Annotated in this window: 10 protein-coding genes and 1 tRNA gene; 8 read left to right on the forward strand and 3 right to left on the reverse strand. The window is 65.1% G+C overall.

Features of this window, described 5'->3' with window-relative positions:
* Positions 1-129 precede the first annotated feature (129 nt).
* The 3 genes from KDW96_RS19235 to KDW96_RS19245 are packed head-to-tail and all read left to right on the forward strand — an operon-like array spanning position 130 to position 3,335.
* Complete coding sequence (locus KDW96_RS19235) at positions 130-384, forward strand: OadG family protein (RefSeq protein WP_255837829.1); 255 nt, start codon at positions 130-132, stop codon at positions 382-384.
* Positions 385-409: 25 nt separating this feature from the next.
* Positions 410-2,188 (forward strand): sodium-extruding oxaloacetate decarboxylase subunit alpha, encoded by a 1,779-nt coding sequence (gene oadA / locus KDW96_RS19240; RefSeq protein ID WP_255837830.1) that lies wholly within the window; start codon positions 410-412, stop codon positions 2,186-2,188.
* Between the two features lie 10 nt (positions 2,189-2,198).
* Positions 2,199-3,335 carry a sodium ion-translocating decarboxylase subunit beta gene (locus tag KDW96_RS19245; RefSeq protein WP_255837832.1) on the forward strand — a complete coding sequence of 379 codons (1,137 nt, stop codon included), beginning with the start codon at positions 2,199-2,201 and terminating at the stop codon, positions 3,333-3,335.
* Positions 3,336-3,431: 96 nt separating this feature from the next.
* Here the strand turns inward: KDW96_RS19245 and KDW96_RS19250 are convergent, their stop codons facing one another.
* Positions 3,432-3,749, reverse strand: a complete 318-nt coding sequence (locus KDW96_RS19250) for an Arc family DNA-binding protein (protein WP_255837833.1) — start codon at positions 3,747-3,749, stop codon at positions 3,432-3,434.
* A 447-nt stretch (positions 3,750-4,196) separates the two neighbouring features.
* Between KDW96_RS19250 and phnN the strand changes: the two genes are divergently transcribed.
* Entirely contained in the window at positions 4,197-4,796 is a 600-nt protein-coding gene (gene phnN / locus KDW96_RS19255; protein WP_255837834.1) for a phosphonate metabolism protein/1,5-bisphosphokinase (PRPP-forming) PhnN, read from the forward strand.
* A gap of 44 nt (positions 4,797-4,840) precedes the next feature.
* Here phnN and KDW96_RS19260 read toward each other — a convergent pair whose 3' ends face one another.
* Positions 4,841-5,308, reverse strand: a complete 468-nt coding sequence (locus KDW96_RS19260; RefSeq protein WP_255837836.1) for an Lrp/AsnC family transcriptional regulator — start codon at positions 5,306-5,308, stop codon at positions 4,841-4,843.
* A gap of 202 nt (positions 5,309-5,510) precedes the next feature.
* Here KDW96_RS19260 and KDW96_RS19265 point away from each other — a divergent pair, with 202 nt between their 5' ends.
* From KDW96_RS19265 to KDW96_RS19280, 4 genes are all read left to right on the forward strand, one after another.
* A complete protein-coding gene (locus tag KDW96_RS19265) occupies positions 5,511-8,978 on the forward strand; it encodes an indolepyruvate ferredoxin oxidoreductase family protein (protein ID WP_255837837.1) in 3,468 nt (1,155 codons plus the stop codon).
* A 95-nt stretch (positions 8,979-9,073) separates the two neighbouring features.
* Positions 9,074-10,132, forward strand: a complete 1,059-nt coding sequence (locus KDW96_RS19270) for a Leu/Phe/Val dehydrogenase (RefSeq protein ID WP_255837838.1) — start codon at positions 9,074-9,076, stop codon at positions 10,130-10,132.
* Positions 10,133-10,195: 63 nt separating this feature from the next.
* Entirely contained in the window at positions 10,196-11,593 is a 1,398-nt protein-coding gene (locus KDW96_RS19275; RefSeq protein WP_255837840.1) for a sodium-dependent transporter, read from the forward strand.
* Positions 11,594-11,855: 262 nt separating this feature from the next.
* A tRNA-Arg gene (locus tag KDW96_RS19280) sits at positions 11,856-11,930 on the forward strand.
* 79 nt (positions 11,931-12,009) lie between these two features.
* Here KDW96_RS19280 and choX read toward each other — a convergent pair.
* Positions 12,010-12,954 carry a choline ABC transporter substrate-binding protein gene (gene choX / locus KDW96_RS19285; RefSeq protein ID WP_255837841.1) on the reverse strand — a complete coding sequence of 315 codons (945 nt, stop codon included), beginning with the start codon at positions 12,952-12,954 and terminating at the stop codon, positions 12,010-12,012.
* Positions 12,955-13,249: the final 295 nt, after the last annotated feature.

Below are 13,249 nucleotides of genomic sequence, written 5' to 3' on the forward strand. Positions count from 1 at the left end.
TTTAGCGGCCTTGGGTTTGCTTCAAACGCTTGTTTCAAGCTAAGGTTCGCCAGCTTTGCCCGGCGTCTTTCCGGGCCTCTCCGCTAATAATGAAAATGCGGCCCCTGAGCCGCTGTAATAGGAGTCATCATGACCCCCAGTCAACTCCTGCTCGAGGGCGTCGAGCTCATGCTGTTCGGCATGGGTTCCGTGTTCATCTTCCTGGCTCTGTTGATCTTATCGATTCGCCTGATGGCGCGGCTGCTCGGGCGCTTCGCTGCGTCGGCCCCGCAACGCGCCGTCGTCACGCCGGCCGCTGCCAAGGCGCCGAGCCATGACCCCGAGCCCGACGTACTCGCCGCCATCCAGGCCGCCATTCATCAACACCGCGCGCGCCGCGGCTGATCCAGGTTTGACAGGGAGCTTTGCTATGACCGCTGAGAAAAAGGCCCTCGGCATCACCGATGTGGTGCTGCGTGACGCCCACCAATCCATTCTGGCGACCCGCGTACGCCTGGAGGACATGCTGCCGATCGCCCCCAAGCTCGACCAGGTCGGCTTCTGGTCGGTGGAGTCCTGGGGCGGCGCGACCTTCGATGCCTGCATCCGTTACCTCGGTGAAGACCCCTGGGAGCGCATCCGCGCCCTGAAGCAGGCCATGCCCAATACCCGCCAGCAGATGCTGCTGCGCGGGCAGAACCTGCTCGGCTACCGTCACTACGCCGATGACGTGGTGGAGAAGTTCGTCGAGCGGGCGGCGGTCAACGGCGTCGACGTGTTCCGCGTGTTCGATGCGATGAACGACCCGCGCAACCTGCAGACCGCCCTGCAGGCGGTCAAGCGCCAAGGCAAACATGCCCAGGGCACCATCTCCTACACCACCAGCCCGGTGCACAGCCTGCAGATGTGGGTCGACCTGGCCAAGCAGATCGAGGACATGGGCGCCGACTCCATCGCCATCAAGGACATGGCCGGCATCCTCACCCCCTATATCGCCTATGAGCTGGTGTCGCAGCTCAAGGCCAGCCTGTCGATCCCGATCCATATGCAGTGCCACGCCACTGCGGGGCTGTCGTCCGTGGCCATCCTCAAGGCGGTGGAAGCCGGCATCGATAACGTCGACACCGCCATCTCCTCGCTGTCGATGACCTACGGCCATTCGCCGACCGAGTCGGTGGTGGCGATGTTTCAGGGCACCGAACGCGATACCGGGCTGAACCTGGAGCTGCTGGAGGAGATTGCCGCCTACTTCCGCGAGGTGCGCAAGAAGTACGCCAAGTTCGAGGGCAACCTCAAGGGCGTCGACTCGCGCATCCTGGTGGCCCAGGTGCCGGGCGGCATGCTCACCAACATGGAGAGCCAGCTCAAGGAGCAGGGCGCCGAGGACAAGTTCGACGAGGTGCTGGCGGAAATCCCGCGGGTGCGCGAAGACCTTGGCTTCATCCCGCTGGTGACCCCGACCTCGCAGATCGTCGGTACCCAGGCGGTGATCAACGTCCTGACTGGCGAGCGCTACAAGTCGATCACCAAGGAAACCGCCGGCGTGCTCAAGGGCGAGTACGGCGCGGCGCCGTCGCCGTTCAATGCCGAGTTGCAGGCCCGGGTGCTGGACGGTGGCGAAGCCATCACCTGCCGCCCGGCCGACCTGCTCGAGGCGGAGATGGACAAGCTGACGGCCGAGCTCAAGGGCATCGCCCAGGAGAAGGGCATAAAGCTGGCCAAGGACGCGATCGACGACGTGCTGACCTACGCCCTGTTCCCGCAGATCGGCCTGAAGTTCCTGGAGAACCGCGGCAACCCGGCGGCCTTCGAGCCGGCGCCGACTGGCCAGGAGCTGCCGGCGCGCGAAGCCGGCAAGCCCGAGGTCTACACCGTCGAAGTGAACGGCAAATCCTACGTCGTGCAGGTGGGCGAGGGCGGCGATATCGAGGGCATCAAGTCGCTCGGCGGCGCCTCGACACCTGCCGCGGCCGCCGCTCCGGCTGCTGTCGGCGGCGGCGAGTCGCAGGCTGCGCCGCTGGCCGGCAACATCTTCAAGGTGCTGGTGCAGCCGGGCGCCGTGGTCGAGGAAGGGCAGCTGGTGATCATCCTCGAAGCGATGAAGATGGAAACCGAGATCCGCGCACTCAAGGCCGGCACCGTTGCTGCCGTCAACGTCAAGGTCGGTGATGCGGTGGCAGTGGGCGACAGCCTGCTGGCCATCGCCTGAGGGGCGCGTCATGGAGAAGCTTGTCAAGCTGTGGCAAAGCACCGGCCTCTATCATCTGGAGCCCGGCCAGGCGCTGATGATCCTGGTCTGCATGGGGCTGATCTACCTGGCGATCCGCAAGGGTTTCGAGCCGCTGCTGCTGATCCCCATCGGTTTCGGCGGCCTGCTGGCCAACATTCCGGTGGCGAATATGGCCGAGGGTGCCGGTTTCCTGCACATGATCTATGAGGTCGGCCTGCCCACCAGCCTGTTTCCGCTGCTGATCTTCATGGGCGTCGGTGCCATGACCGACTTCGGTCCGATGCTGGCCAACCCCAAGACCCTGCTGCTCGGCGCGGCGGCGCAGTTCGGTATCTTCGCCACCCTGATCGGCGCCCTGGCGCTGACCGCCCTGGGCATCCCCGGCATGGAGTTCAGCCTCAAGGAGGCGGCGTCGATCGCCATCATCGGCGGCGCCGATGGCCCCACGTCGATCTTCGTCACCTCCAAGCTGGCCCCTGATCTGCTTGGCCCCATCGCCGTGGCGGCCTATTCCTACATGGCCCTGGTGCCGCTGATTCAGCCGCCGATCATGCGCGCGCTGACGACCAAGGAAGAGCGCGCCATCGTCATGCAGCAGCTGCGGCATGTCAGTCAGGTCGAGAAGATCGTCTTCCCGGTGGTGCTGTGCCTGCTGGTCGGCATGCTGCTGCCGGACGCCGCACCGCTGGTGGGCATGTTCGCCTTCGGCAACCTGCTGCGCGAGGCCGGCGTGGTCGAGCGCCTGGCGGACACCTCGCGCAATGCGCTGATCAACATCGTCACCATCGGCCTGGGGCTGACCGTGGGCTCCAAGCTCTCGGCCGAGGCCTTCCTGCAGCTCAAGACCCTGGGCATCCTGGTGTTGGGCATGGTGGCCTTCTGTGGCGGCACCGCGGCCGGGGTGTTGATGGCCAAGGGCATGAACCTGCTCAGCAAGAACAAGATCAACCCGCTGATCGGCTCGGCCGGGGTGTCGGCGGTGCCGATGGCGGCGCGGGTGTCGAACAGGGTCGGCCTGGAGGCCAATCCGCAGAACTTCCTGCTGATGCATGCCATGGGGCCGAACGTGGCCGGGGTGATCGGCTCGGCGGTGGCGGCGGGGGTGTTGCTCAACTTCGTCGGCTGATCGGGCCGCGCAGGCCGTAAACAGAAAAGCCGCCCACTGGGCGGCTTTTTCATGGTGGGCGCCGGCCGACTTTGGCGGCCGACCGATTGTGCGGTGCTATTGCTCGTCTGCTGCCATTTCCGCGTCGTGGGCGATCAAGGCGACCAAGGCATTCTGCTGGCGGCGGGACAGCTGGCGAAAGCGCATCAGCAACTCGCGTTCATGCAGGCTCAGCTCGGGGCTGTCCATGCGCAGATTGACCTCGTCACCCAGACTGCCTTCCTGGAGCATGCTCTGCTCGAGGCGGGCGATGATCTCGGAGTTCATGCTGCGATGATGGTTGCGCGCGACATCGGCGATGCGCTCGCGCATGCCGTCGGGCAAGCGAACAACGAACTTGTCAGCGGTGCGGCTGGAGTAGGTAGCCTGTTTCATAAGGGCGCACACATTTAACCGGTTAGTTCAGGAAGCGATACTGGCAATGAGCTACAGGATTGTCACCGTTTTGACCATCTTTCACACTAGCCGTTCAAATAGAATAGCCATTTGCCTCGCACTGACCCATTGGTCGCCAAAAACAATTTATTGGCGCCAATTACGTGTCGTATTTTGCCCGCTGTAAAGGCTTTCTGCCAGTACCCGTTGTCAGAAATGAGTGTCATTTGTCAGTTTGTACCTGTTTCGTGGCTTCGCCTACCCATATGTCCCGGGTTCTGGTCATTTCCGGCGCTTTCCCGCTGGCGCATGACTTATCTGGCCAAGTTTGTTTGTTGGCGCAGGGGCGAGTGGTCAATCGGCACCCCTGCAGGCCTTGGGCGAGTACTATCCTGTCGCCGGTCGAGTGAGTCGGCTGTTCGAGCAATTAGCCAGGTGGGTGGTTAGATGGGCGGCAGGTTGATCTATCTGATGGGGCCCTCCGGGGCCGGCAAGGACAGTCTGCTCGACGCCGCCCGTGAGCGCCTCGCGGCGCGCGGGTGCCTGGTGGCTCGGCGGGTCATCACGCGTTCGGCGCAGGCGCTTGGCGAGGATGCCGTGGCGCTGTCGCCCGAGGCCTTCGCCGAGCGCGAGCGGGCCGGCGACTTTGCCATGAGCTGGTACGCCAATGGCCTGGCCTACGGCATTCCCAGGCAGATCGACGACTGGCTGGGGGCGGGCCGGGACGTGCTTGTCAATGGGTCGCGGGGCTACCTGGAAGCGGCGCGCCGGCGCTACCCGGAGCTGCTGGCGGTGCTCCTGACGGTCGAGCCCGAGGTATTGCACCAGCGCCTGCTGAGGCGCGGCCGTGAGACCCCGGAACAGATCGCTGCGCGTCTGCGCCGTAGCGCACAGTTTGCCGGTGCCGCCTTCGTGGCTGAGCGACTTCATCTGCTGGATAACAGTGGTGACCTGGGCCAGGCCGTGGAGTGCCTGTTCGGGCTGCTCGGGTACCCGGAGGCGACGCCGGAAGGTGCCAGCCCGGCACCGGTCGAGCCGGCAGCCTGACTCTTCGCGAATCGGCAAGCGAGACAGGCTGCCGCTCCGGCCGCTCAATCCAGCGGCAGTTCGGTGGTGCGCTTGACCTCGCTCATGGCGATATTGGAGTGCGCCTCCTGCACGTGCGGTCGCTGCAGCAGGTGGTCGCGCAGGAAGCGCTCGTAGCTGGCGATGTCCTTGGCCACCACCTTGAGCAGGTAGTCCGAGCCGCCGGCCATGGTGTAGCACTCCAGCACTTCCGGGTAGCCGATCACCGCCTGCTCGAACTCCTCCAGGTTGCTGCGGCCGTGGGCGGACAGCTTGATGTCGACGAATACCGTGATGCTGAAACCGAGCAGCTTGTGATTGAGCAGGGCGACCTTGCGTTCGATCAGTCCCTCTTCCTGCATGCGGTGAATACGCCGCCAGCAAGGTGATTGTGACAATTTGACCCGCTCGGCGATCTCCGCCGCGGACAGGTCGGCGTCGTGCTGTAGCAGGCGGAGGATCTTGCGATCGAGCGGGTTGAGCGTCTCTTGCATGGACTTGTCCGATTTGTTGTTTTTGTTGGATTGATCATGCGCAGTATCTGCAATTTACCCCTCAAATAGAAAGAAAAAATCGGCACCGCTCAGTCATATTCTTAGGTAATCAGCCCAGTGCAGCGATCCTGCGCTGGAGCCAATCGGGGCGTGCCTACCGTCACAGCCCCCTGGTCGCCAAAACAATAAAAGGAGCGTCCGCATGTCACTGGCCGAGATCCGCCTGGATGACAAATACCGTCTTGCCACCGGTCATCTGTACCTCACCGGCACCCAGGCGCTAACCCGACTGCCGATGCTGCAGAAGCAGCGCGACAGCGCCCAGGGCCTGAATACCGCCTGTTTCATTTCCGGCTACCGCGGCTCGCCCCTGGGCAACCTAGACAAGAGTCTGTGGGAGGCCAAGTCCTTCCTTCAGGACAACCACATCCATTTCCGGCCCGGGGTCAACGAAGAGTTGGCCGCCACCTCGGTGTGGGGCAGCCAGCAGACCAACCTGTTCCCCGGCGCGCGCTATGACGGCGTGTTTGCCATGTGGTACGGCAAGGGCCCGGGTGTCGACCGCTGCGGCGACGTGTTCAAGCACGGCAACTCGGCCGGGGTATCCGAGCATGGCGGCGTGCTGCTGCTGGCCGGCGACGACCATGGCTGCAAGTCCTCGAGCATCGCCAACCAGAGCGAGCATGCCTTTATCGCCGCGTCGATTCCGGTGCTCAATCCGGCCAACGTCCAGGAAATCCTCGATTACGGCATCATCGGTTGGGAACTGTCGCGCTACAGCGGTTGCTGGGTGGCGCTGAAGACCATCGCCGAGAACGTCGACTCCTCGGCGGTGGTGGAGGTCGATCCGCTGCGGGTCAAGGTGCAGATTCCCGAGGACTTCGAGCTGCCCGAGGACGGCGTTTACATCCGCTGGCCGGATCCACCCCTGGTTCAGGAAAAACGCCTGAACACCTACAAGATCTATGCGGCCCGCGCCTTCGCCCGCGCCAACAACCTCAACCAGGTGCTGCTCGACTCGCCCAATCCGCGCCTGGGCATCATCACCACCGGCAAGTCCTACCTGGACGTGCGCCAGGCCTTGGAAGACCTCGGCCTGGATGAGCAATTGTGCGCCCAGGTCGGCCTGCGTGTACTGAAGGTGGGTATGAGCTGGCCGCTGGAGCCGGTCTCCGTGCACGAGTTCGCCGAGGGGCTGGACGAGATCCTGGTGGTCGAGGAGAAGCGCAGCATCATCGAGGACCAGCTGACCGGCCAGCTCTACAACTGGCCGGTGGGCAAGCGCCCGCGGGTGGTCGGCGAGTTCGACGAGGACGGCAATTCCCTGCTGCCCAACCTCAGTGAGCTGACCCCGGCGATGATCGCCCGCGCCATCGCCAAGCGCCTGGAGCCGATCTACAGCAGCGACAGCATCGAGGAGCGCCTGGCCTTCCTCGCGGCCAAGGAAGCCTCCCTGGCCGCGCCCAAGCACAGCACCCTGCGCACGCCGCACTTCTGTTCCGGCTGCCCGCACAACACCTCGACCAAACTGCCCGAGGGTAGTCGCGCCCAGGGCGGCATCGGTTGCCACTACATGACCCAGTGGATGGACCGCAACACCGACACCTTCACCCAGATGGGCGGCGAGGGCGCCACCTGGATCGGCCAGGCGCCGTTCACCGACACCCCGCACATCTTCCAGAACCTCGGCGACGGCACCTACTTCCATTCCGGCCAGCTGGCCCTGCGCGCGGCCGTGGCCGCCGGGGTCAACATCACCTACAAGATCCTCTACAACGACGCCGTGGCCATGACCGGAGGCCAGCCGATCGACGGCGAGCTGCGCGTCGACCAGCTCAGCCAGCAGGTGTTCGCCGAGGGCGTCAAGCGTATCGCCCTGGTCAGCGACGAGCCGGACAAGTACCCGAGCCGCACCACTTTCGCCCCCATTGTCAGCTTCCATCACCGCCACGAACTGGACGCGGTGCAGCGTGAGCTGCGCGAGTTCAAGGGTGTCTCGGTGATCATCTATGACCAGACCTGCGCCACCGAGAAGCGTCGCCGGCGCAAGCGCGGCAAGCTGGTCGACCCGCAGAAGCGTGCCTTCATCAACCCCGCCGTTTGCGAGGGTTGCGGCGACTGCAGCGTCAAGTCCAACTGCCTGTCGGTGCTGCCGCTGGAAACCGAGCTGGGGCGCAAGCGCGAGATCGACCAGAACGCCTGCAACAAGGATTTCTCCTGCGTCGAAGGCTTCTGTCCGAGCTTCGTCACGGTGCACGGCGGCAGTCTGCGCAAGCCGGAAGCGGTGGGCAAGAACGCGCTGTTCGTGGCCCTGCCGGAGCCCCGGCAGCCGAGCCTGGCGCGGCCCTGGAACATCCTCCTGCCGGGCGTCGGCGGCAGCGGCGTGACCACGGTCGGCGCCCTGCTGGGCATGGCCGCGCACATCGAGGGCAAGGGCTGCAGCGTGCTCGACCAGGCCGGCCTGGCGCAGAAGTTCGGCCCGGTGATCACCCACATCCGCATCGCGGCCAAGCAGGACGACATCTTTGCGGTGCGCATCGCCGCCGGCGAAACCGACCTGCTGCTCGGCTGCGACCTGGTGGTCGCCGCCAGCGAAGAGGCCCTGGCCAAGCTCAATGACAAGATCGCCCACGCCGTGATCAACAGCCATGAGGCGGCCACCGCCGAGTTCACCCGCAACCCGGACGCCCAGGTGCCCGGCGCGGCCATGCGCGAGGCGCTGCACGAGGCGGTGGGCCAGGACAAGACCCACTTCGTCGACGCCACCCGCCTGGCCACCCGCCTGCTGGGTGACAGCATCGCCACCAACCTGTTCATGCTCGGGTACGCCTATCAAAAGGGCTTGGTGCCCGTATCGGCCGAGGCCATAGAGAAGGCCATCGCGCTCAATGGCGTGGCCGTGGCGCTCAACCAGCAGGCCTTCCTCTGGGGGCGCCGCGCCGCCCATGACGTGGCGGCGGTGGAGAAGCTGGCCAAACCCGCGGTGCAGCAGGCGCCGCGCTGCGAAACCCTCGAGGAGATCGTGCAGTTCCGCGTCGATTTCCTCACCGCCTACCAGAACGCTGCCTACGCCGAGCGTTATCGCCAACTGGTGGAGCGCGTCAGCCGGGCCGACCGGAGCGACGATCAGGCCCTGAGCAAGGCCGTGGCTCGCTACTACTTCAAGCTCCTGGCCTACAAGGACGAGTACGAAGTGGCGCGGCTTTACAGCGACGGCAGCTTCATCCAGCAGCTGGAGGCGCAGTTCCAGGGTGACTACCGTCTGGAGTTCCACCTGGCGCCGTCCTGGTTGAGCAAGCCCGATCCGCTCAGTGGCGAGCCGCGCAAGCGCCAGTTCGGCCCCTGGATGCTCAAGGCCTTCGGCCTGCTGGCCAAGTTCAAGGGCCTGCGTGGCACGGCCCTCGACCCGTTCGGCTACAGCGCCGAGCGGCGCCTGGAGCTGCAGCTGATCGCCGACTACGAGCAGAGCGTCGAGTTCCTGCTCAAGCAGCTCAACGCCGGCAACTACCGCAGCGCCGTGGCGCTGGCCGAGCTGCCGGAGCAGATCCGCGGCTACGGCCACGTCAAGGAACAGGCGCTGGCCAGGGTGCGCGAGCAGGCCCGGCAACTGCGCGAGCGCCTGAGTGCCGGCGAGATCCAGGCCGTGCAGCTGTTCGAACCGGCGGCCTGACGGCTGTGCGGGCGCGGGGGGATGCCTCCCCGTGCCCGTTCTGCTGACGCTGATCCCCCCTTTTTCCAAACAACAAGAACCCTTGAGGAACCCTCATGTCCGTGTTTTCCCACGTCGACTTCGATCACCACGAGCAGGTGGTCTATGGCCACGACAAGGCCAGCGGCCTGAAAGCCATCATCGCCATCCATGACACCACCCTCGGCCCGGCGCTCGGCGGCTGCCGCATGTGGCGCTACGCCAGCGACGACGAGGCGCTGCGTGATGTGCTGCGTCTGTCCCGCGGCATGACCTACAAATCCGCGCTGGCGCAGCTGCCGCTGGGCGGCGGCAAGGCGGTGATCATCGGCGACCCGCACAGCGGCAAGAGCGCGGCGCTGTTCCAGGCCATGGGCGATTTCGTCGACAGCCTGGGCGGCCGCTATATCACCGCGGCCGACTCCGGCACCGGCGTGGCGGAAATGCAGATGATGGCCGAGCGCACCCGCCACGTGGCCGGCGCCGGCCAGCGCGAAGCCTTCGATGGCGGCCTGCGCAATGGCGACCCTTCGCCCTCGACGGCTTATGGGGTGTTCATCGGCCTGCAGGTGGCGGTCAAGCACCGCCTCGGCCGCGACGACCTCAAGGGCCTCAAGGTGGCGATCCAGGGCGTCGGCCAGGTCGGCTTCGACCTGGCCCGACAGCTCAAGGCCGCCGGCGCCGAGCTCTGGGTGACCGACATCGTCGAGGCCAACGTGCGCCGTGCGGTGGAGCAACTGGGCGCCACCGCGGTGGGGCAGAACGATATCTACGGACTCGACGTGGACGTGTTCGCCCCGTGCGCCATGGGCGCGATCATCAATCCGCAGACCCTGGAGGCCCTGCGTGCCCCGGTGGTCGCCGGCGCGGCAAACAACCAGCTGGCCGACGCGCAGCTGGCCGAGGAGCTGCAGCGCAAGGGCTGCCTGTATGCCCCGGACTATGCGATCAACGCCGGCGGCATCATCGACGTGTGCTACGAGCGCACTGGCGGTACGGCTGCGCAGCTCAAGGCTCACGTCGAAGGCATAGGCGCGACCCTGGAGGAGATCTTCCTTCGCTCCCAGGCCGAGGGCGCCACCACCACCGCGATTGCCGACCGCATGGCGCGCGAGCGCCTGCGCGCGGGCCGCTAAACACCCACGGGCGCCGCGCTGGGCGCCCCGCATCCTGACAAAACAACAAGAGGGCACGTCCCAATGAGTCAAGACAGCATCGTTGCCGGCAGCTACGCCGGCGCCTCCAGCAGCACCAGCCGCGGCCTGTGGTCCTCGCGCTGGGCCTTCTTCCTGGCCGCCACCGGCTCGGCGGTCGGCCTGGGCAATATCTGGAAGTTTCCCTATATCACCGGCGAGAACGGCGGTGGCGCCTTCGTGCTGGTCTACCTGGCCTGCATTCTGGTCATCGGCATCCCCTTGCTGATGGCCGAGGTGATGATCGGACGTCGTGGCCGTGCCAACCCCGAGGGCGCCTTCGCCGCCCTGGCCCGGCAGGCCGGCGCCAGTCGCCACTGGCGGATACTCGGCAGCGTGGCAGTGCTCACCGGCTTCCTGATTCTCAGCTTCTATGCGGTGGTGGCTGGCTGGGCCGTGGCCTATGCGCCGGCGGCCGCCATGGGCGAGTTCGCCGGGCTGAACGGCGACAGCAGCGGCGCGCTGTTCGGCGCCATGCTGGCCGACCCGTGGAAGCTGGCCGGCTACGGCACCCTGGTGCTGCTGGTGACCCTGGGTATCGTCGCCCTGGGCGTGCGCGAAGGCCTCGAGCGCTCGCTGCGCTTCATGATGCCGGGCCTGTTCGTGCTGCTGCTGGTGCTGGTCGGCTACGCCGCGACCACCGGCCATTTCGGCGAGGCGGTGCACTTCCTGTTCGACGCCGACTTCAGCAAGCTCAGTGCGCAGAGCGTGCTGGTGGCCCTGGGACACGCCTTCTTCACCCTCAGCCTGGCCAGTGGCGCCATGATGGTTTACGGCTCCTACCTGCCGGCCGGCACCTCGATTGCCAAAACCTCGCTGATGGTGGCCCTGGCCGACACGGCCGTGGCGCTGCTGGCCGGCCTGGCGATCTTCCCGCTGGTGTTCGCCAACGGCCTGGAGCCGGGCGCCGGGCCGGGGCTGATCTTCGTCACCCTGCCGATCGCCTTCGGCCAGATGCCCTTCGGTCAGCTGATTGGCGGGTTGTTCTTCATCATGCTGGCGATTGCCGCGTTGACCTCGGCAATCTCCCTGAGCGAGCCGACCATCGCCTGGCTCTGCGAGAAATTCGGCATCGGCCGGCTCAAGGCCGTGCTGCTCAGCGGCGTCGCGCTCTGGGTGCTGAGCCTGGGCACGGTGCTGTCGTTCAACGCCTGGAGCGAGTTAACCCTGTTCGGCAAGAGCTTCTTCGATTGCCTGGACTACCTGACCACCAACCTGCTGATGCCGCTTGGCGGTCTGGCCACGGTGCTGTTCACCGGTTGGGTACTCAGCCGCGCCTCTGTCCAGGAGGCCCTGGGCATCGCCAATCCGCAGCTGTTCACGCTGTGGTGGCAGGTGCTGCGCTGGGTCACCCCGCTGGGCATCCTGGTGGTGTTCCTGCACACCATCGGCCTGTTCGGCTAGGGGTCTCGTCGGTCGACCAGGGGCGCGCTTCGGCGCGCCCTTGTTTTTTCAGTCGAGGGGGCGTCGCCGGCGCAGCTCGCACGTATGTCGACAGCGGGGAAGGGTGAGTCGGGCAGGTGCAGGGCGGCTGGATCGGGCATGGCGAGTTTCTCGCAGGTAAAGGTACGGTGTGTGGCGCCGGTGATGGCCGTGGCATGACAAATCGGCGCGCGGCCGCTAAGATGCCCGCCGGCTGGTGCGAAGTGTCGGCCGGCGTCACGCTGTCCCCTTAGTTCAATGGATAGAATAAGCCCCTCCTAAGGGCTAGATACTGGTTCGACTCCAGTAGGGGACGCCAAATAAAAAAGGCTTACGCAGTGCGTAAGCCTTTTTGCTTTTCGGGCCTGGAGTCCCGGGGGACCTGGCCTGCAGCTGGGTCAGAGCTCGAGGTGTTTCTTCACCGCTTCGAGGCCGTCCTTGCCGTCGATGGTGGTCACGCCCGCCAGCCAGGTGTCCAGCCACTGCGGGTTCTGCTTGATCCAGTCGGTGGCCACCACGCTGGCTTTTTCGTGGGCCATGATGCGCTCCATCAGCGCCGCTTCCATATCGGTGGTGAACTTCATGTTGGCGACCAGCTTCGCCGCGTTCGGGCAGCGCTCGGCATAGTCCGTGGCGGTGATGGTGTAGATCTCGGCCGAACCGTAGTTGGGGCCGAAGTAATCGTCGCCACCGCTGATGTAGGTCATGTCGAACTGCAGGTTCATCGGGTGCGGGGCCCAGCCGAGGAAGACGATCGGCGACTTCGAGTTGATGGCGCGGGCGACCGCGACACGCATGGCCGCTTCGCTGGATTCGACCAGCTTGAAGTCGCCCAGGCCGAACTTGTTCTCGGTGATGATCTGGTTGAGCATCTTGTTCCCGCCGGAGCCAGCCTCGATGCCATAGATCTTGCCGTCCAGTTCCTGCTTGAACTTGGCGATGTCGGAGAAGTCCTTCAGGCCCTGTTCATACAGGTAGGTGGGCACGGCCAGGGTGTACTTGGCACCCTCCATGTTCGGTTTTTCCGCCACGTTGATGCTGTTCTTGTCGCGGAACGGCTTGACGGTATCGTCGGAGGCCGGCGACCAGTAATCGAGGAACACGTCCATCTGCTTCTTCTGGATCGACGCCAGGGTGATCGGCAGGGAGACGATGGTCGACTTCGGCTTGTAGCCCAGGCCCTCGGCCAACACCATCAGCAGGCTGTTGTTGGCGGCGTTATCCACCCAGCCGATATCGGCGATGCGCATGTTCTGGCAGGAGCTGGCGTCTGCCGCGAGAACGTCTGTGGCGCCGACGGCCAGCAGGGTGCTGATAAGTGCGGGAATTATTTTTGTAGTCATAGTATTCCTCTGGTACTTAGCGTTGGTCTGCGAGGGCTTGGGCCTTCTCGCTGGAGTTGATTACGCAGTCAAGGACTGACTGCGGTCGTTCATTGAGCATCCTCTGAGCCGATTATCTGGCGCCAACGGCGCCTTTCCCTGCGCCGGATAGTAGGAACAGATCGCGGCGGGCAGCCAGCAATAAAAATACGCCCTAAGGGGTTGTTTTATTTATGGCTGTATAAGGCCAGCGGCCGACACGGAGAGGCGGCTAGCGACGTAAAAAGGCTTGCGCCGGTGGGGCGTAAGCCTTTTC

Source organism: Pseudomonas benzenivorans (genome assembly GCF_024397895.1).
In the GTDB taxonomy this organism is placed as follows: domain Bacteria; phylum Pseudomonadota; class Gammaproteobacteria; order Pseudomonadales; family Pseudomonadaceae; genus Aquipseudomonas; species Aquipseudomonas benzenivorans_A.